Source organism: Chitinophaga varians (assembly GCF_014529945.1).
GTDB classification, from domain to species: domain Bacteria; phylum Bacteroidota; class Bacteroidia; order Chitinophagales; family Chitinophagaceae; genus Chitinophaga; species Chitinophaga varians.
This window is the reverse complement of sequence record NZ_JACVFB010000003.1, coordinates 442,107-460,465: the sequence shown is the minus strand read 5'-3', so window position 1 is coordinate 460,465 and position 18,359 is coordinate 442,107. Positions and strand designations below refer to the sequence as shown.

The following is an 18,359-nucleotide window of genomic DNA, read 5'->3' as shown; positions in this document are numbered from 1 at the left end:
ATGCATAAGGAAGATATTATTACCGCCGGAAAGCCAATAGCCACTGCATCAAAGGCATTGATCATGGTACACGGAAGAGGAGCTTCCGCAGCAGATATCCTGTCACTGGCCAAGTGGCTGCCTGTCAGCGATTACGCGCTGCTGGCGCCACAGGCCACCAATCATACCTGGTATCCGCAGTCGTTCCTGGCGCCGCCCGCGCAGAATGAACCGTGGCTTTCCTCCGCGTTGGATTTGCTGAAGAAGATGACAGATGATTTGCAACAGCAAGGCATAGCGCGTGAACAGATTTATTTTCTGGGCTTTTCCCAGGGCGCTTGCCTCACGCTGGAATTCATTGCCAGAAATGCCGCGAGATATGGAGGCGCCGTCGCTTTTACCGGCGGATTGATCGGCGATAAAATTTATCCGGAAAACTATCACGGAACGTTTGATGGCATGCCTGTCTTCATCGGTAGCGCCAATCCAGATTTCCATGTTCCCGTGCCACGGGTACATGAGTCAACGGCCATCCTGCAAAAGATGGGAGCCAGCGTGACAGAGAAGATATACGACAATATGGGTCACACCATTATTGAAGATGAGATCAGGCAGGCCAGCGAACTGGTATTTGGCTAACCGCTATTTCTTTTTCTGAATGGTACTTCTCACCTTACTTAAAAATTCGGGAGATACTCCCAGGTAACGGGCGATCTGGTTCTGCGGTACACGTTGTACTACCTGGGGGTATTTTTCGATGAAAGCCAGATACCGTTGTTCCGCGGTTTGTGATACCAGGCTGTGAAAACGCCGCTGCAGCGCAAAGAGCGAGCGTTGTATCAGTAACCGGAAGAAGGTTTCGAACTTGGGTATTTTCTCATACAGCGTTGCTTTGCTTTTGTAGTCGATGATCAGCAACTCACAATCTTCCAGCGATTCGATGAACATATTGGAGGGCGCCTTCTCCGTAAAACTGTAGATGTCACTTACCCACCAGCCTTCTATGGCAAAGGAAAGAATCGTTTCTGTGCCGTCATCACTCAGATAATAGGTGCGGATACAACCTTTGACGATATACGCCTCAAAGTCGCAGACTTCACCTTCCTGCAACAGGTAAGTACGTTTCCTCACCCGCCTGAATTTAAGCAGGGAATGAAATAACTGCCGCTCTTCCGGCGTCAGAGAAATGATACGGTCTACGAATTGGTCAATCTGTTCGAACATAGTCTATTAAAGATAGGATATTAGATTATTCTGTTGCTTCCCCGCTTTTTCGTAAGGAAGTAACCCGTATGGCCAAACCATATACCGAATTGTATGTTGTTGATTATCAATTATAAATGAATTTTTAACGAAATGCCGTTTTACGATATATCGTAATTTTATGGGCGCTTTTGTATTATTGTATGATGAACACAGACATTTCCGGTAGAAAAGATGAATTTGAGACCCTGCTTTGTTTTTCCAAAGCAATCGCGGCTGCCCGGCATCGTGCCGACCTCTGGGAGATCGTAAACGAACAGCTATTGGAAAATATCGGTGCCAGTTATTACACCCTCTGCCTGATCAATGAAGATGCACACACGCATTCTCCGTTTCTGTACAGCGCTGAAAACAAAATAAAGACGGTTACCGGAGAAAATCCGGTGATGCACCGGCAACATCCCATGTATGACGGCATATTTGACAAGGCTATCGACACGGAAGAGCCGGTGGTATTTGATATGCAACAGCTCGTGCGTCGAAAGGACATGCCGACCTACGTGATACACTGGTATAACTCAGGCGTAAAAGAGATGATGCTGGTCAGGGTATGCAACGGAAAAGAGCCGAAGGGAGTATTATATCTCTATGCGAAGAAGACCGGCGTTTTTACAAAAGGCCGGTTCAGTTTTTTCACCGCTATCGCCGATCAGTTAGGTACAGGGATATCGAACATTCTCGCCAATGAAAAAATAGAATTACAGCTGGAGGAAATCCGGAAATATAAAACACAGCTGGAGCAGGAGAACAGCTATCTGAAGGAAGAAAGGAAAAAAGAAAAACACCTGACAGGCAATGCTGTGGGCAATTCTGCTGCCATCCGCAAAGTGTACGATCTTGTGTCAAAAGTAGCTGCTTCCGATGCTACGGTATTAATTCTGGGGGAAACAGGGACCGGAAAAGAGCTGATCGCGCATCAGGTGCATGACGCCTCCCCGCGGCGCGATAACCTTATGATCAAAGTAAACTGTGCGGCCATTCCTGCCAATCTGCTGGAAAGCGAGTTGTTTGGCCATGAGAAAGGCAGCTTCACCGGAGCGCTGGAGAAAAGGACGGGTAAGTTTGAACTGGCCAATAACAGCACATTGTTTCTGGATGAAATAGGAGAGCTGCCACTGGAGATGCAGGCGAAATTACTGAGGGCTTTACAGGAAAAAGAAATAGAAAGGATCGGTGGGAAATCAGTGATTAAAGTGAATGTGCGCATCGTGGCAGCGACCAACAAAAATCTGGAAGCAGAGATCGTGGCCGGCCGTTTCCGGAGCGACCTTTACTATCGACTGTGTGTGTTTCCCATTGCGCTGCCGCCACTGAGAGAACGTAAAGAGGACATACCGGAACTGGTTTCTTTTTTTATTGAAAAATATGCTGTCAGCAGTGGCAGGAAAATAAATGGTATTGCGCCTAAAGCATTGGAGAAATTAAAAGCATATGCCTGGCCGGGCAATATCCGCGAACTGGAACATTTGATAGAGAGGACCGTGCTGCTCACCTCTGCCGATAGCATTACGGAAGTGAGTCTGCCGGCCCGAAGTAAATTGTTGTTCGCCCGGCAGGATGCCGATACGGAGGTCCGTTCGCTGGCAGACGTGGAGCGGGAGCATATCCTGAAAATGGTGAAGTTATCAAAAGGCCGGATATCCGGCCCCCAGGGCGCAGCCGCTAAGTTGCAGCTGCCTTCTACCACGCTGATGTCAAAAATGCAGAAACTCGGTATCCGGAAAGAACATTTTATTGATACCGGGAAAAACAATGATTAAATTTTGCCCACCGTTTTTCCGGTAGATAAATCCAGTCTGCCGGACGTAAAAGCCCAATAGGTCCAAAGTACGGCGCACAGTATTAAAGCGCCCTCCGGCCAGCAAAAGGAAAGCAGGAATGCCGACAAATGTACGGGAATGCCATACTGGTAGTTTCGCCTGATTTTTCCGATGGCCGCGTTGCTGATCTCCGGTCGTAGCAGCTCTCTGTTCCGGCTGGCAATGCTCCACAATAAATTAAAGGCCAGGTTGATCAATACGAATAAACCGGTATACACCGCCACGGCCACTGTCAGGGAAGGGGTGCCATAGTACCTGGCCAGCAAAGCGGTAGGATAGGAGATACAGGTGGCTAAAAACAGCACCAGTCCGTTGGCAAACATCAGGGTGCTGTTGCGCCGGTAGATCTGTTTGAACATCTTGTGATGGTTGACCCACATAATAAAGATGCTGAAGAAAGACAGGCTGAAAGCCAGAAAGGACGGCCATTGCGCCAGCAGGCTGCTGGCCAGCGCCTGACGGTTGTTGTTACTATCGGCATCGGGTATACGTAATTCCAGCACCAGCAGCGTGATAGCGATCGCAAATACACCATCACTGAAGCCTTCTATTCTTGCGGTTTCTTTTTCCATCTGACAGCTTATTTGTAAGTGGTTTTTATGCCCAGTTTTTTCATCTTGGAATATAGTGTCTGTGCGGACATTTTGAGGACTTCGGCAGCGCCCATATCGCCCGATACGCGGCCGTTGCAGGCCTTCAGTACTTTCAGGATGTGTGCCCTTTCCATCTCTTCCATCGTTTCCAGTTTCTCTGTTGCCGGTATCTGCGGAAGCCGGGACATCGGTATTTCCATCGAATGGATTTGTTCTCCGTTGGTGAGGATAAACTGCCGTTCTATCAGGTGTTCCAGTTCGCGGATGTTGCCGGGCCAGTCGTGTTGTTCCAGTGTCTGTAGCGCTGATTCACTGATGCCGGATATTTTTTTGCCGGTGTTGTCGGAAAGTTTTTTCAGGAAATGAAGCGCCAGCGGGCGGATGTCTTCTTTGTGTTCACGCAGGGGCGGGAGCGCAATGGGAAATACGTTGAGCCGGTAATAGAGGTCCAGTCGGAATCTTCCTTCCGCCACTTCTTTTTCCAGGTTCCTGTTGGTAGCGGCAATTACGCGAACGTCCACTTTGGTGAGCGGACCGCCGCCCAGTTTTTCTATTTCTTTTTCCTGTAGTGTGCGCAGTAGTTTCACCTGTGCTTCCAGCGGAAGTTCGCCGATCTCGTCGAGGAAGAGGGTGCCGCCGTGTGCCTGTTCAAATTTACCGATGCGTTTCTGTATGGCTCCGGTGAAGGCGCCACGTTCGTGGCCAAACAACTCGGATTCCAATAGTGAAATCGGCAGCGCTGCACAGTTGACGGTAATAAAGGGTTTATGTTTCCGCCTTGAATTTTTATGGATGGCCTGAGCGAAACGTTCTTTACCGGTGCCGCTTTCGCCCAACAGCAACACGGATGTATTGGTGGGCGCCACGACCCCCGCCTGTTCCTGCGCTTTTTTCATAGCGCTGCTGCTGCCGATGATATCCGGGTCGAGGGTTGTTTCTACAGGTAAGGAAGGTGTTTCCTCCCGTATCATGCCGGTTTCCACGCCGTGGCGGTAGCGGGCAATGTCGAGCATCACAAAAAGATCGCGCTCGCGGAAGGGTTTTACCAGAAAGCCATAGGGCTGTGTGGCTTTGGCGGCTTCCAGTGTTTGCTGATTGGTATTGGCGGAAATATAAAGGAACGGTATCCGGAGCTGTTGTAGTTCTTTGGCCAGTTCAATACCGCTGGTGGGCGTTTTCAGGATAATGTCCAGCAGTACCCAGTGGGGCCGTTTTTCTGCGATCAGTGTTCTGGCCTGTTCCACGGAGGCGGCGATGCCGCATACATCATAGCCGCCTTTGACCAGTATCATTTTCAGGTCGTTGCCCACGATGAACTCATCTTCTACGATCAGTATTTTTTCTTTGTCAGCCATAGTTTTAGTTTACCTGATTGATCGATCTAACTAAAAAAAGCACCTGTATGGAAACACCATCCGGGCTGCTTTTGATGTGGAAAGTGCCTTCCAGCTGGTCGGCCAGTCCTTTCATGAGGCTCATGCCCAGTGAGGGCGATTCTTCGGGAACGAAGTCGCCCCGCAGCCCTACGCCGTCGTCTGTAATGGACAGCAGACAATATTGTGCACCATCTCTTTTGAAGGTGATGGCGACGGTGCCGCTACGATCGCCGGGGAAAGCGTATTTGATGGCGTTGCTTACTGCTTCATTCAGGATCAGCCCCAGTGGAACGGCCTGCACTACATCCAACAAAATCACTTCACTATCGATGCAGAAAGTGACCCTTGAACCGGTATCAAAACTCTCGTCCATAAAGCCGGCCAGTTCCCGGATATACCAGTGCATATCGATGGCGCCGAGGTTGTCGGTATGATACAGCCGCTGATGGATCAGCGACATGGCATACATGCGGTGCTGGCTGTTTTTGATGGCAGCGATGGCATCTGCGTTGTCGAGGTAGCGTGATTGGGTATTGAGCAGACTGATGATGATCTGGAGGTTGTTTTTCACGCGGTGGTGTATCTCCTTCAACAGCCACTCTTTTTCATCCACCAGTTTCTTCAGCAGCTCATTCTGTGCATTGATGGACTCCTGTTGTTTTTCGAGTTGCAGGGCGTTCTTTTTCTTCAGGCGGTATCTGTTGTATAGCAATGCCAGGATGAGTAGCAATGCGCAGACGCTACCGGTGATCACATTACGGAACACTCGTCCTTTCTGCAGGGAGATTTCCTGTAGTTTGCTTTTTTGGGTCAACAGCTCGATGTCTTTGTCTTTTCTTTCTGTTTCAAACTGTAACCGCAGTACGTCGAGTTGTTTGCTCTGGGTGGTGCTGGTAACCGAATCCGATAGCTGTTTATAATGCCGGAAATGGTTGATGGCCCCGGAAAAATTGCCCAGTGCGGAATCCGAACGGAATGCCAGCCATGCTGCTTCTGCCTGTCGCACCAGTCCGCCGGGGAATTCCCGGGCATGTTGCTGATAAACATTGACATAGGGGGCGGCATCGCTGAAACGACCTGTTTCCTGTAGATAGAGGATCAGCGCCAGCCGTACCACCTGTGTGAACACGGGGATTTCGTCGTCGGTCTCCAGGATTTTCTTTAATTCCTGATAGTGCGGGGCTGCTTTGGATAGTTGGTGTAGTGCTACATAATTTCTCAGGTAACCAATCTCAATTTGTATTATTTCGTGCTTTTCCAGGGCGGAGCGCAGTCTTTCCACGGAGTGTAGCGTATCCAGGCTGCTGTAATATTCTCCCCTGTTCCGCAGCGCATCCGCAATGTTTAACAATAAAGCTTTGATGGTGCTGGTATCATGGAGCTGTCTGGCATGGGCCAGCGCTTTGTCAAAATAGTCGACGGCCTGATCATAATATTGCACGCTGTAGTAGTTCAGGCCTACACGGTTGTAGATGGTGGTCATCAACGGCCCCTCTTCGTTGAGCTTCTCTGCTGTTTCCACTGCCAGGAGGTTGTAGCGGAGCGATTGTACAAAATTGTTGTTGCCCTGATAGGCCCCTCCGATCACCGAGTACAGCCCCTGTAATCGCTGGTAGCCTGTTGCTTTGTAGATGGACAAGGCTTCCTGCAGTACGCGCAGGGCACCGTCATAGTCTTTGTTCACCTGCAGGAGGTCCCCGATAAATTCTTTCAGCTGGGCGGCGGATTGTTTTTTGCCGTTTTTCAGGTAGATGTCTGCCCCTTGTTCATACAGTGCGATTTTACGGGGGAGGTCTTTGGGCTCATTGGAATAGGTGCCTCCCAATTCCACCACTGCCTGGGCTTTTTCCCATATGGTGCCATATTGCGTCAATAGTTGCAGGGCTTCTTCGCTGCTGGCTCTTCCTTGGTCGGCATGCCCCGATTCCCGGAAGGCCTTGGTCCGCAGCAATTTGCTCAGACCAAGGCCTCTTGGATAATTGATTTGCCGGCTGCGGGCCTCCATCTGGTCAGCCATCCGGTAGGCCATATTCATGTCTTCTTCCCGTGACTCGGGCTTATCGAGGAATGCTTCGCCCACGCGGAGCATGCGGCCAATGGTGGCCGTATCGGCCTTGCCATTCCGAAGCAGCTCGCGGGCCTTGCCCGTGTCAGTATCTGATTGAGCCTGTATATATGCCGGTATCAGGAGGTACAGCAGTAGCAGTACCTTCCGCCGGGATTGGATCATGAATGCATGCATAGGTTACCCTTCTTTTTGCGCGGACATTTCTCCCTGCAGGTAACATATCACGATGGCCACGCCGGGCAGGACGATGGCGCTTAGCCCCACCCATCGGGCCACTACGGCCCCGATGATACAGCCCGCCAGGAAACCGCCAATAGTGACGGTTTGCTTTTTAAGGCTGGATAGGGATAGCTCATTGCCCAGCTTACCTTTCCGGATCACATTACCCAGGTCCAGCGCAGCTTGTGTGACGTTGCCCGTCATCATCGTAGTAGGGCCATGCGTCTCTTTGGCAAAGAGCTTCCCGAAGGCGTTCTGTAAGCCCATAGCCAGTACAGTGATCATGACGATAAGATAGGTTACCGGTTTTTCTTCCAGAGATGTTAATATCGGCAGGAAAAAAGCAGTTATTCCGCAAGCCGTCAAAATTATGCCTTCTGCCAGTAAAATGCGGTATTTTTTTGCCGATTTTTCTGCCAGCCATCCGCCAGCCATCACTGCTGCCACAAATACGGGAAAAGTGAGCAGTTTGATCCACGCGGCAGCGCTGGTGCTGCCGGAAGACACCTGCGCCGCAAACACGATGAAGTTACCGGTAACATGCGCGGAAAAAATAGAGTCGCCGGACACGAAAGTGGCGGTATCGCAATATCCTGCTACCCATGCCAGCAGAAAGGTGACCCAGTTAATACTATGTTGTTGTTCTGTCATACCGGTGATCAATTTAAATGAACAATTTATTCCAGATGTGCCCTGAGCATCCAGGCCATTTTCTCATGTGTTTCCATCAGCCCCGTGATATAGTCGCTGCTGCCGGCATCATGCAGCGCGGTAGCATAACCATTGATGTTTTCCCGGAGGTGGACCAGGATACTCTCATGATCGTGCAACAGGTCTTTGATGAACCCGATGCCATCGTTTTTCTCCCTTGTCATTTCTGTAAGATGGGTGAGGGCAAGAAATTCTTTGAGCGTAGCAGGTGGAAAATGTCCCAGCGTACGGATACGTTCTGCCATATCATCGATGATCTCTTCCAGTTGCTGGTACTGACTTTCAAAGAACAGGTGTTTGCTGTGAAAGTCGGGCCCCGTCACACACCAGTGGGCTTTCCGTGTTTTGGTGTACAAAATGAATTCATCTGCCAGCATTTTGCCCAGTGAGTGGGACACGGTGGCCAGGTATTCTTGTTTGATGCCGATATTGGCTTGCATGTGATTAAAGTTTAAAAAAGATGAGATAAAAGTTGTACGTCGATGGAATAACGGCCTGGCCCCAGTATCAGCAGCAACAGCAGGGAGAGCGTGTACATGTAGGGCACGTCCCGTATTTCAGGGTTGTCTTTCCGGTGTACGACAAAATACCCGATGGCCGTCACGCCGATGGTGGGGAGAATGGCCAGCCGGGTAACGAGTCCCAGCGCCATCAGGAATGGCACAACGGTATCGGCGAAAGTGGCTACCAGTCCGTTCAGGGTTTCCGGCAGGTGCAACGGATTGGGCACGTGCTCTTTCTGGCCGTTTTCTACCCGGAATTTCTTCATGCCGTGCACCCGGAACAGTTCAAAAGCCAATAACAGCCGAAAGCCGAGCAATGCATAGTTGTTGACCGTACTCCCCGCGTCTGAATAGAGGAGATAGTGGATGATCTCTTTCATAAAAAATATTTAGAAAGCAAAACAGGAACATCCGAAAACGCCCCAGAATGCAGTGTAATTATTAACCGGAACAGGACTAAGTCTTGCCACGTTGTGATCATGGCCGTGGACGTCGCAGCTGCCTGCACAGCAGTGTACCTGGCTGGTCACTGCGGCTGTTGTATGGGCGACAGTGTTTTGGGCGGCGTAATAGCCACCGAATTGTTTTACCGGCGACCAGTCCGGCAGAACGGGAATGGGCGCAGGGGAGAAATGGGAGAACTCATTGCTGCTATACACAATTTTTCCGCCTACGATGGTCAGGATGGATTCGATATGTTTGATCGCTTCTTCGGGAACTTCAAAGTAGTCGGTGTCCAGTACGGCCAAATCGGCCATCTGCCCGGATTTGATGCTGCCCTTGCTGTCTTGCTCACTGGAGAACCATGCACTTCCTTTGGTATATAATTCCAGGGCTGTTTCCCTGCTTAATTTGGTGGTATCATCATATAATTGCTGACCGCCCACTGTTTTACCGGCAGAAAGCCAGTAGAGGGCTACCCATGGGTTGTAGCTGCTGACGCGGGTGGCATCGGTGCCGGCGCCTACCGGCACGCCTGCCTGCAGCATCCGTTTTACCGGTGGTGTATGTGCTGCCGCGGCTTTACCATAACGATCGGTAAAATATTCTCCCTGAAACGCCATCCTGCTCTGTACGGCAATACCGCCGCCCAGCGCCTTCACCCGGTCGATGTTACGTTCATCGATGGTTTCCGCATGGTCAAATATCCAGTGTAGTCCGTTGAAAGGAATGTCTCTGTTCACTTTTTCAAAGACGTCCAGGAAGCGGGTGATGCTTTCATTATAGGTGGCATGTAACCGGAACGGCCAGCGGTTTTCCACGAGGTGGCGTACCACTTTTTCCAGTTCGGCTTCCATCGTTTCCGGCAGGTCTGGCCGGGGTTGCAGGAAATCCTCAAAATCCGCTGCGGAGAATACCAGCATCTCACCGGCGCCGTTGTGCCGGTACATCTCGTCGCCCTGGTGAAGTTGTACGGTGCTGGTCCAGTTTTTAAAATCTTCCAGCTCCTGCTTCGGCCTTTGTGTAAAGAGATTGTATGCAATCCTTACGGTGAGTTGTTGTTTTTGGTGCAGTTCACTGATCACCTGATAGTCGTCGGGGAAGTTCTGGAACCCGCCACCGGCGTCGATCACACTGGTGATGCCAAATCTGTTCAGCTCTTTCATAAAGTGCCGGGTGGAGTTGACCTGATGATCATAAGACAACTTAGGCCCTTTGGCCAGTGTGGAATAAAGGATCATAGCATTAGGACTGGCGAGTAGCAGTCCTGTTGGTTCGCCTTTACTGTTTTTTTCAATGACGCCGCCGGGAGGCGCCGGGGTGTCTTTGGTGAACCCTACTGCACGAAGAGCGGCGCGGTTCAGCAAAGCCCGGTCGTACAGGTGCATGATAAACACCGGTGTATCTGGCGCAATCGCATTGATTTCTTCCAGCGTCGGCATTCTTTTTTCTGCAAACTGATGTTCGGTCCATCCGCCTACTACCCTTACCCACTGCGGAGAAGGGGTGATGGCCACCTGCTTTTTCAGCATGGCCAAAGCGTCGGAGAGAGAAGGAACGCCATCCCACCTCAGTTCGAGCGTATAATTCAGGCCACCGCGGATAAGGTGGATGTGAGAGTCGTTGAGGCCGGGGATTACCCTTTTTCCTTTCAGGTCTATCTGTGTTGTGGCTGCGGCGCCATATTCCTGGAGGATGGTGTTGTCATCTCCCACGGCCACGAACCGGCCATCGCTGATGGCGACGGCTGTCGCCCGCGGATGGGAAGGGTCTACTGTATGTATCTTCCCGTTGTATAAAACGAGATCAGCTTTTTTATTCATGGAAACTGCATTTAGTGTTGAAAGGATGCAATTGCTTCTTTGATGCCTTCGCCCGCGGTTTCAAAAAATGCGGGTCCGGCCAGTAAGGTGGCTTTGGTCATCGGTTTCGCAGGAGCGAGGTGTTGCTGTTGCAGGTAGCGTTGCGTGCGCCAGGCCTGAATGATTCCTTTGGTGACGTTGGCGGCCACTAAGGCAGTGGGGGAGTCGATGCCGGCATCTTTGATATTGCCGGCAAAGGCAAAGCCGGTCACGCCGAGGCGGGTGGCTTCACGAAGGGCTACGGCGCCCACGTTGGTCATCATGTCTGCGTTAAAATGATGCCGGTCTCCCAAACCAATCAACAGCAGTTTGGACGCTTTCATGGCGCCTTTGGGAGGGGTGATCAACAGCGTCTCCAGATAATGTCCTTCAAATTTTCCGCTTTTTCTCAGTTCGGTGATCTGTCCTTTGAGGGAGTGGTCGAGGTGTACCATGCCATTGAGCGCGGTTGGCAGCGCCGGCGGATTGAAGATGTCGCCTTCGGAATATTCAAATACGCAGGCTACCTGCAACGGCGCTACAGTAGCGGAAGGGCCTTGCACCAATCCGATAATGGAGATACCGTCTACTTTGCCCCATACTTTAGTAGTACCGACGGGAGTGGTTTTGGTGGTGCTGTCGGTATGTTGACCAACAACTGCCACGGCGTGCAGAAAAAGAAAGGAAACACTCATGGAAATGAGGAGTGCTCTGCGACAACGGGTAATGAATGTTTTGTTCATGGTTTATCGTTTTTGCATGCTAGAATTTTACACTGAGTCTGGTGTTGAAGAACAGGCCATCTTTGGGCGTAGGTGTCATGTCGCGGATAAAGGCGCCTGTTTTGAAATATTGAAAGCCGCAGTTCAGCGAGATGAATTTGTTCATACTGTACACGAAGCTGGCGAGATAAGCAGTGCCGATATGTCTTTCCAATGAAGTGGCGCCGGCGAGGTTGAATCCTCCGCTGGGCCTGTAAATACCGTCCTGAAGCGAATAGCGCCAGTTGAGCACCACATCCGCCTGTGCCAGTATCTTCTTTCCGATATTGACAGTGGCATAGGGGTGTAGGTCTATCAGGTTTACAGGGCCTATCTGTGGACTGAATCCGAAGTATCCTCCTTTGGGATAAAGGGGATTAAAAGACTGAAGGCTACCATCTCCTTTTTTTCTGTCTCCTGAGATATAGTCGTTACGCAGACTGATGGACGGTTTGCCGGGAAGGTCTTCAAATAAATAACCTGCTTCCACAGAGGCTGTCCAGGCATTGATACGGGCATCGCCGAAGGAACCGAACTGCCAGGCGCCTTCGAGGTTGTAAATAAATCCGCCGCCATATCGCCAGATCCGCGTGCCTAGGGTGTGGCGTAATTCTTTGTTGATGCCTTCTTCAAACAGGGAGCGGTCGCGTTTAATGCCGATGTAGTACAGATCGATGTTGGGAAAGGCAGGAAGAATCACCTTGCTGTATAGTCCCCAGAGGTTTACTGCCTTGCTGGATTTATTGTCGAACGTACCGGTGTTGATGGTATCGGCCATCATCACGAATCCGTCGATACTCCAGCGGTCAGTGTTGTACATCAGTTTGGCGCCGTCGAAATACAATCGGAGGTTGGGGCCTTCTCTGACAGAGATCAGCCGGCCACTTCCGTAATCGAGTTCCTGTCTGCCTGCACGAAGAATCAGTTGCTGCTCTTTTCTTTTGATGATAGCTGCGTCGATGAAGAGGTTCTGTATGTTTAGATGGTCTTCATCGATGGGGCGGGGACCATTGCTTCTCCCGCTTTCCCAGGCACTTCTGATTTGTGTGAAAATTCTGAAGCGGTCATGCAGATGGAGGTCGGCGTGCAGGTCATACCGTTGTAAAAGGAAGCCGTTGTGTCCAATGCCCAGCCTTCCCCAGTCTTCATTGTTAAAATCGACATATTCCATTCTGGCCGCACCGCCGAATGAAACATAAGCGCTGCCGTCTTTTGATAAGCTGGTGTATTTTATTTTCCGGTATACGTTGCGCGTAGAGTCTTTGAGGCCTGAATAATCTTCATCAAAGCGCATCAGCTTAAAGCTTTGCGCTGTTGTCCGGCTGACAGATGAAAGGCAGGCAATAACGATGACGATGTTACGAATGAGACGGGAAAGGTGTTTTGATGGCAATTGGAATAGGTTTTAAACGAACGGATTAGTGTTGCAGCATGTGGTGGGCGTAGTGGATACCGATACCATAAGCGCCACCGTATTTCTTCATCAGATCAGTAACAGCCACATAGGTTTCCTGGCGTGCCCAGTCGCGCTGCAGTTCCAGCAGGTACTGAATGGAGGTCATCGGTTTTACGCCGGCATGCACCATTCTTTGTACAGAGCGTTCATGTGCTTCGGCGCTCACATCGCCGCAGGCATCCGTGATCACAAATACGTCGTAACCTTCTTCCAGGGCCGACAGCGCCGGACCTACGATGCATACGCCTGTCCACAGACCGGCCAGGACCAGTTTCTTTTTGCCTTTACCCACAATGGCTTTATAGGCAGCTTCATCTTCCCAGGTGTTCATGGACGTACGATCAATGTAGCCGGAAGTGGCCTGCGGATAAAACTCTTCTATCTCAGGAAACACAGGGCCGGAAAAAGATTGTTCTGCTACAGTGGTCACTACAGTCGGCACGTTGAAGATTTTAGAGGCACCTGCAACGATGGCGGTATTGGTCCTGAGCTCACTCAGGGAAATGCTCTTGGTGGCAAAACCCATTTGGCCTTCAAAATCGATCAGGACCAGCGCATGATTGTCGGGAGACAGTAAGTTGGATGATGGTTTCATTTGTAAAATAGTTTGCGCCAGTGAGACAATTCAGATGCCTGTTTGTAAGTTGTTTATATACAATGTGTTATGCGTTTTTAGGTGGGTTTGGGCTTTACGATATTTCGTAGAATTATGAAAAGCAGCAAAAATCTGTTAATGAAAAAGCCCCATTTGCGAACAACCGCAAATGGGGCTTTTTCATTAACAGGAGATGATCAATTGTCTGATACCTGCTGTGCTGCTGCTGCAATAACGGCGGCTACTTTTTCCGGCTGAGACACGTAAACCGCGTGACTGCCTTTGATTTCAGTGACCTGCGTATTGGAACGCCGGTACATGTTGCGTTGGATATCGGGGTGGATGCTTTTATCTTCTGTGGCTACGATACCGAAGGTGGGTTTGTTTCTCCAGGCGGCTGCGGTGATGGGAGAAAGGAAACATTCACCATAGAACGCGCCTTGTGATGCGTACATGAATGCTGCTGTTTCCTGGCTCAGGTCTGCGCAGAAACCGGCGTGGTATTTAGCCTTGTCATAATACACGATACCTTTTTCATCGGGAGGCAGCACACCATTTTCAGGTGCCGGCGGAGCTGTCTGGAACCACTGCAAAGCGGTTTCATTGTTATCTGGCTGGAACGCGGCGATGTATACCAGTCCGGCTACCTTAGGGTGATGGCCTGCTTCTGTGATAACGGCGCCTCCCCATGAGTGCCCGGCGAGGATGGCCGGACCGTCCTGTGCATCCAGTGCCAGGTGGGTAGCAGTCACATCGTCTTTTAAAGAAGTCAGTGGATTTTGTACCACAGTCACCTGATAACCTTGTTGGGTAAGGGCTTCATAAACGCCTTTGTAGCCGGAGCCGTCTGCAAATGCGCCATGTACTAAAACGATGTTTTTTACTGCGGGGAGGGTGGATTGATTTTTCATGTTATTGGATTTTAGCGTTTTTGTTTTGTGTTAACGATACAAAGGTGCGGCAGAAAGCGGACCGCGTTCATGAGCAGATTGCCCGGTGTGTTGTAATTATTTCCCTTTCTGGAAAAGACGCTAAAACAAAAGGCTGTCCCCTATCAGCAGGACAGCCTTTACGTGTATTTTTTATCACACTTAATGCCGGTCAGGTAACATTACGGACTCAATAGCGCCGCTGGCGTATACTTTCGTCTGTACCACCTTAAACCGTTTTTCAAATGCTTTCCCGGAGAATAGAGGTCTGCCTTTACCCAGCGCCACCGGCATGATATGCAGGGTGATTTCATCGATCAGGTCGTGCTCCAGCATGACCGCGTTCAGTTCCCCGCCGCCTACGAGCCAGATATCTTTTCCGGACTGGCTTTTCAGTTGTTGTACAAAACCGGGGATATCTGCTCCCTGCACGAACGTCACATGCGGTGCTGCCGGTCTTTCGCTGCGGGTGAACACATAGTTGGTATGCTCAGGGTGTGGATAAGTCTCTGCCAGTTGCAGAATATGTTCATACGTTTTGTAACCCAGCAGGGTGGTATCGGTGGTGGCGATGAAATCCGCAAATCCGTAATCTGTTTTTTCAGGATTGGGAAATCCGGTCAGCCATTCAATCTGCCCGTTTTCGTCTGCAATATAGCCATCCAGGCTGATGGCGATGTATAGTTTCACTTTCCGCATACAGTTTATCTTTTCTTGCTGCAAAAATGTAACAATGGCCGCAGGGAAAATTGTATAAAATTTCCCGATCCGAAATGAAAAGGCTTACAGCCGCGAAAGCGACGGTAATAGGTTATGTACAGGGAAAATGTGTTATGAGGTAAAAATATGATGTCAGACGAAGCCCTTGCCTACTGGCGTTCCCGCGGCCTCTTTATATACGATGAATAGCATTGGGAAACGAAACCTCTACCCGTCCTGCCTGTACCGCTTTCTTATATTGCAGCGGCGTGATACCGGCAAAGGATTTAAACACCCGGATAAAATGCGCCTGATCGTAGAAGCCGTTATCATAAGCTACATCGGTGAGCGGCAAGTCAGGATGACGCGCTATCTGTGCCAGTGAGGCATTGATCAGTTGCAACTGGATATATCGTTTCGGCGTGCTGCCTACCACCTGTTGAAATTGTTGTATGTATTTTTTGGGAGACATCTGTTCTGCTTGTTGCAGCGACCGTATGTGGCCGCGCGAGAGACTCGTATGGTTGCTGATGTCGGTGACCGCTGTCGGTACCGAAAGGGGACGTGCCTGTGCCAGCAGAAAACGTTCCAGCGTTTTCAGTTTTTCCACCGGTGAGGGTTCATGCTCCAGTTGCTCCACCAGCTGGTCGGTGTAAGGCCCCCACAGCCGGTAGCCGGGCAAAGGACCTTCGTGCAGACTGGCAGCCGAAAGGCCGAACAACCGATACAGCCCAAAAGGTTTAAACAGAATACCGATGGCTTTGTAGTGACCGGATACCTGCGTTACCACGGGGCCGGAGAGGATGCCGGACACGCCACCGTCGCGGTCGTAGGCGTATGTGTCCCTGCCGTGAGGCGTGATGGTGAAATCCTCACCCAGATTGATCACCAGCTCCTGATGCAGAAAGGGAATGTTAAAGGCTGACTGTTGCAGGTCCGGCGTTTCATGGTACCAGTAGTAGTCAATCGCCTCCTTCAGTTCCGCACAGGGCTTCAGTACCGTTGCATTCGTCACCAGTGTTTCAGTTTTTTGATGTAGGCGGTCAGTTCATTGGCCATCAGCTGATGTTGAGCCAGATCGGGATGACCACCGCAACCACTTTGATATTTTCTGCTGTAAAAATATTTGCTCACCTTTTTGTCCTGTGCAGCAGCTACCACAGCGGTGATGTACCGTTGCAATATCGGGGAAAAAGCCGGATCTGCCATGGGGCTGTCGATACAGACGATGCTGGCCGCCGGATAGTACGTTCTCAGCCGTTTCAGGAAAGCCACATACGCCTGACAGAAAAGCGTGGAGTCCTGTGGACCGTCATTTTCGCCGAGGGTGACGGCTACCACATCGGGTTGGTAGTTGGCGAAGTCCCACATAAGGGAGTCGCGGTACATATTCACTTTATCAAATACCTTGGGCATCGTGTGCGGCATACCGCAGCAACTTTGGATAAGCCCGATACCGGACACGGAGCTGAGCTGCCACTGGGCATTCAGTTTGCGGGCCGTCAACGGGCCATAGCTTTTCCAGGCATTATGCTGATCGTACCACTGGCCCTGTCCGCAGGGAACGGAAGACTGGTCGCTGCCGGAACCGCAGGTGATGGAATTACCAATGAATTCAATTTTTCGTGTAGGCGATACCGGTAGAGGCAACAGTTCCTGGCAACGCAGGCCGGCGAATTCCAGATAACCGATGCCTGCCTCTGTATTTTTACAGATCACGATGGTATGTGCGCCATCGCCGAGCCCCTGATGCAAACGGATCGTATCGCTTTTGCCCAGCAGCTGTTTGCGGATAGGCGCTTTATTGTCGATGATAATGGACACATAGTTATGGTGGGTGCCGTACAACATTTCATCGTTCAGGACCACCTCACAGCGCGGACCTTTGAAACGGGCCGTCACATATACGCCCGGAGCCCAGAAACGGGGCGTGGCGGGAGCGGAGAAATCGATCCGCCCTACATACTGGAAATAGCCGTTGTCTGCGGGGTAGAAAGTATCAGCGTGACTGGTTTGCCACAGCAGGCAGCTCAGGAACAGGACAAGGATTTTATACACGGGCATTAAGTTTAGGGGATGCTTTATATTTGCGGTTGTGGTTACACGGTAAATTTAGCATTACCGGCCGAATTTTCAAACATGGGTGATATGACAACAACAAAAAGGCAGCCTTACTGGCGCCTCCTGCTATTGTCCTTTAAAGATGCCTATCAGTCTTTGCAGGCCAATGATCCGTTGCGGCTGGCAGGGGCTACTGCCTTTTTCACCACGTTTGCTTTACCGGCCATCCTTGTGATCCTGATACAGCTGCTACGCCTTATTTTCCGGATGGAACATCCGGGGCGCCGCCTGACGCAGCAGATGGAAGCGCTGTTTGGCATCGAAACGGCCGAAGCGATCGTACAAACGCTGCGGGCCTTCCGGAGCATCGCACAAAACTGGCTGATTGGCATCGCGGGATTTCTGTTCCTGCTGTTTGTGGCCACTACGCTGTTTAAGATCATCAAAGGTTCTATTAATGAACTGTGGAAGATAAAGCCCGTTCACCGGGCCAACTTCGGCCAGATCATGCTGTCACGGCTGAGAGGCGTGCTGGTGATCTTTTTTGCGGGACTGCTGTTCCTCATCGACGTGGTGGCGGAAGCAGCCCAGGCGTTTCTGGGGAAATACATCAGCATCTACCTGCCTGCGCTGGCATCTTACTATAACAGCACCCTTAACTATGTATTGTCGGTGCTGATCGTCACTATCTGGTTTTATCTCGTTTTCTATTTTATCCCCGACGGGCGGCCACGGCTGAAACCCGGGATAGTGGGCGCACTGGTGACCGGCATTCTTTTCAGTATCGGGAAGATCGTATTAAAAGTACTGCTCACCTACAGCAGCATCAATACGTTGTACGGCGCGTCGGCATCTACCGTGCTGTTGCTGTTGTTTATGTTTTACTCTTCTATTATCTTCTATTTCGGGGCTGCCTTTACCGACGCATGGTCAACGCATATCGGCATGCCTATCCGTACCTCGCAGCATGCTGCACATTATGAGCTGAAAACAGCCGAAGAGAAACCCTCTGTATAGCCGGATAACAAATTACCGTCATCAGAT

18 protein-coding genes are annotated in these 18,359 nt (G+C 50.6%); 3 read left to right on the top strand and 15 right to left on the bottom strand.

The features are described from left to right. Window positions 1–618 (top strand): alpha/beta hydrolase, encoded by a 618-nt coding sequence (locus ICL55_RS16230; RefSeq protein ID WP_188099099.1) that lies wholly within the window; start codon window positions 1–3, stop codon window positions 616–618. A 3-nt stretch (window positions 619–621) separates the two neighbouring features. Here ICL55_RS16230 and ICL55_RS16225 read toward each other — a convergent pair whose 3' ends face one another. Continuing rightward, the gene (locus tag ICL55_RS16225) at window positions 622–1,203 is read right to left on the bottom strand and encodes a Crp/Fnr family transcriptional regulator (RefSeq protein ID WP_188099097.1); all 582 of its coding nucleotides are present in this window, start codon (window positions 1,201–1,203) and stop codon (window positions 622–624) included. A gap of 185 nt (window positions 1,204–1,388) precedes the next feature. On the opposite strand from ICL55_RS16225, the gene ICL55_RS16220 reads away from it, so the two are divergent. After that, a complete protein-coding gene (locus tag ICL55_RS16220; protein WP_223151476.1) occupies window positions 1,389–3,002 on the top strand; it encodes a sigma 54-interacting transcriptional regulator in 1,614 nt (537 codons plus the stop codon). On the opposite strand, the gene ICL55_RS16215 is transcribed toward ICL55_RS16220, so the two are convergent. The 14 genes from ICL55_RS16215 to ICL55_RS16150 all read right to left on the bottom strand — a co-directional run bounded on the left by ICL55_RS16215 (window position 2,999) and on the right by ICL55_RS16150 (window position 17,312). Then, the gene (locus tag ICL55_RS16215) at window positions 2,999–3,634 is read right to left on the bottom strand and encodes a TMEM175 family protein (RefSeq protein WP_188099094.1); all 636 of its coding nucleotides are present in this window, start codon (window positions 3,632–3,634) and stop codon (window positions 2,999–3,001) included. The genes ICL55_RS16220 and ICL55_RS16215 overlap by 4 nt on opposite strands. 8 nt (window positions 3,635–3,642) lie before the next feature. Continuing rightward, window positions 3,643–5,010: a sigma-54-dependent transcriptional regulator gene (locus ICL55_RS16210; RefSeq protein ID WP_188099092.1), complete on the bottom strand. Its 1,368-nt coding sequence runs from the start codon at window positions 5,008–5,010 to the stop codon at window positions 3,643–3,645. Between the two features lie 4 nt (window positions 5,011–5,014). Further along, window positions 5,015–7,273: a tetratricopeptide repeat-containing sensor histidine kinase gene (locus ICL55_RS16205; RefSeq protein WP_188099090.1), complete on the bottom strand. Its 2,259-nt coding sequence runs from the start codon at window positions 7,271–7,273 to the stop codon at window positions 5,015–5,017. Between the two features lie 3 nt (window positions 7,274–7,276). Further along, a complete protein-coding gene (locus ICL55_RS16200) occupies window positions 7,277–7,969 on the bottom strand; it encodes a YoaK family protein (RefSeq protein ID WP_188099088.1) in 693 nt (230 codons plus the stop codon). A 26-nt stretch (window positions 7,970–7,995) separates the two neighbouring features. After that, the gene (locus ICL55_RS16195; protein WP_188099086.1) at window positions 7,996–8,469 is read right to left on the bottom strand and encodes a Dps family protein; all 474 of its coding nucleotides are present in this window, start codon (window positions 8,467–8,469) and stop codon (window positions 7,996–7,998) included. Between the two features lie 11 nt (window positions 8,470–8,480). Then, window positions 8,481–8,912, bottom strand: a complete 432-nt coding sequence (locus ICL55_RS16190; protein ID WP_188099084.1) for a DoxX family protein — start codon at window positions 8,910–8,912, stop codon at window positions 8,481–8,483. Between the two features lie 9 nt (window positions 8,913–8,921). Beyond that, window positions 8,922–10,796 carry an amidohydrolase gene (locus ICL55_RS16185; protein ID WP_188099082.1) on the bottom strand — a complete coding sequence of 625 codons (1,875 nt, stop codon included), beginning with the start codon at window positions 10,794–10,796 and terminating at the stop codon, window positions 8,922–8,924. 11 nt (window positions 10,797–10,807) lie between these two features. Further along, window positions 10,808–11,557, bottom strand: a complete 750-nt coding sequence (locus tag ICL55_RS16180; RefSeq protein WP_223151475.1) for a M17 family peptidase N-terminal domain-containing protein — start codon at window positions 11,555–11,557, stop codon at window positions 10,808–10,810. Between the two features lie 19 nt (window positions 11,558–11,576). After that, window positions 11,577–12,968, bottom strand: coding sequence for an alginate export family protein (locus ICL55_RS16175; RefSeq protein ID WP_223151474.1), 1,392 nt, complete (start codon window positions 12,966–12,968; stop codon window positions 11,577–11,579). Window positions 12,969–12,993: 25 nt separating this feature from the next. Next, entirely contained in the window at window positions 12,994–13,626 is a 633-nt protein-coding gene (locus tag ICL55_RS16170) for a hydrolase (protein WP_188099080.1), read from the bottom strand. A gap of 197 nt (window positions 13,627–13,823) precedes the next feature. Beyond that, a complete protein-coding gene (locus ICL55_RS16165) occupies window positions 13,824–14,537 on the bottom strand; it encodes an alpha/beta hydrolase (RefSeq protein WP_188099078.1) in 714 nt (237 codons plus the stop codon). Between the two features lie 180 nt (window positions 14,538–14,717). After that, complete coding sequence (locus ICL55_RS16160) at window positions 14,718–15,254, bottom strand: dihydrofolate reductase family protein (RefSeq protein WP_188099076.1); 537 nt, start codon at window positions 15,252–15,254, stop codon at window positions 14,718–14,720. 193 nt (window positions 15,255–15,447) lie between these two features. Next, window positions 15,448–16,269, bottom strand: coding sequence for a helix-turn-helix domain-containing protein (locus ICL55_RS35575; protein ID WP_188099074.1), 822 nt, complete (start codon window positions 16,267–16,269; stop codon window positions 15,448–15,450). Next, window positions 16,266–17,312 carry an SGNH/GDSL hydrolase family protein gene (locus ICL55_RS16150; protein WP_223151472.1) on the bottom strand — a complete coding sequence of 349 codons (1,047 nt, stop codon included), beginning with the start codon at window positions 17,310–17,312 and terminating at the stop codon, window positions 16,266–16,268. The genes ICL55_RS35575 and ICL55_RS16150 overlap by 4 nt, the downstream gene beginning before the upstream one ends. Window positions 17,313–17,402: 90 nt before the next feature. On the opposite strand from ICL55_RS16150, the gene ICL55_RS16145 reads away from it, so the two are divergent. Continuing rightward, a complete protein-coding gene (locus ICL55_RS16145) occupies window positions 17,403–18,332 on the top strand; it encodes a YihY/virulence factor BrkB family protein (RefSeq protein ID WP_188099070.1) in 930 nt (309 codons plus the stop codon). The last annotated feature ends 27 nt before the right edge of the window (window positions 18,333–18,359 follow it).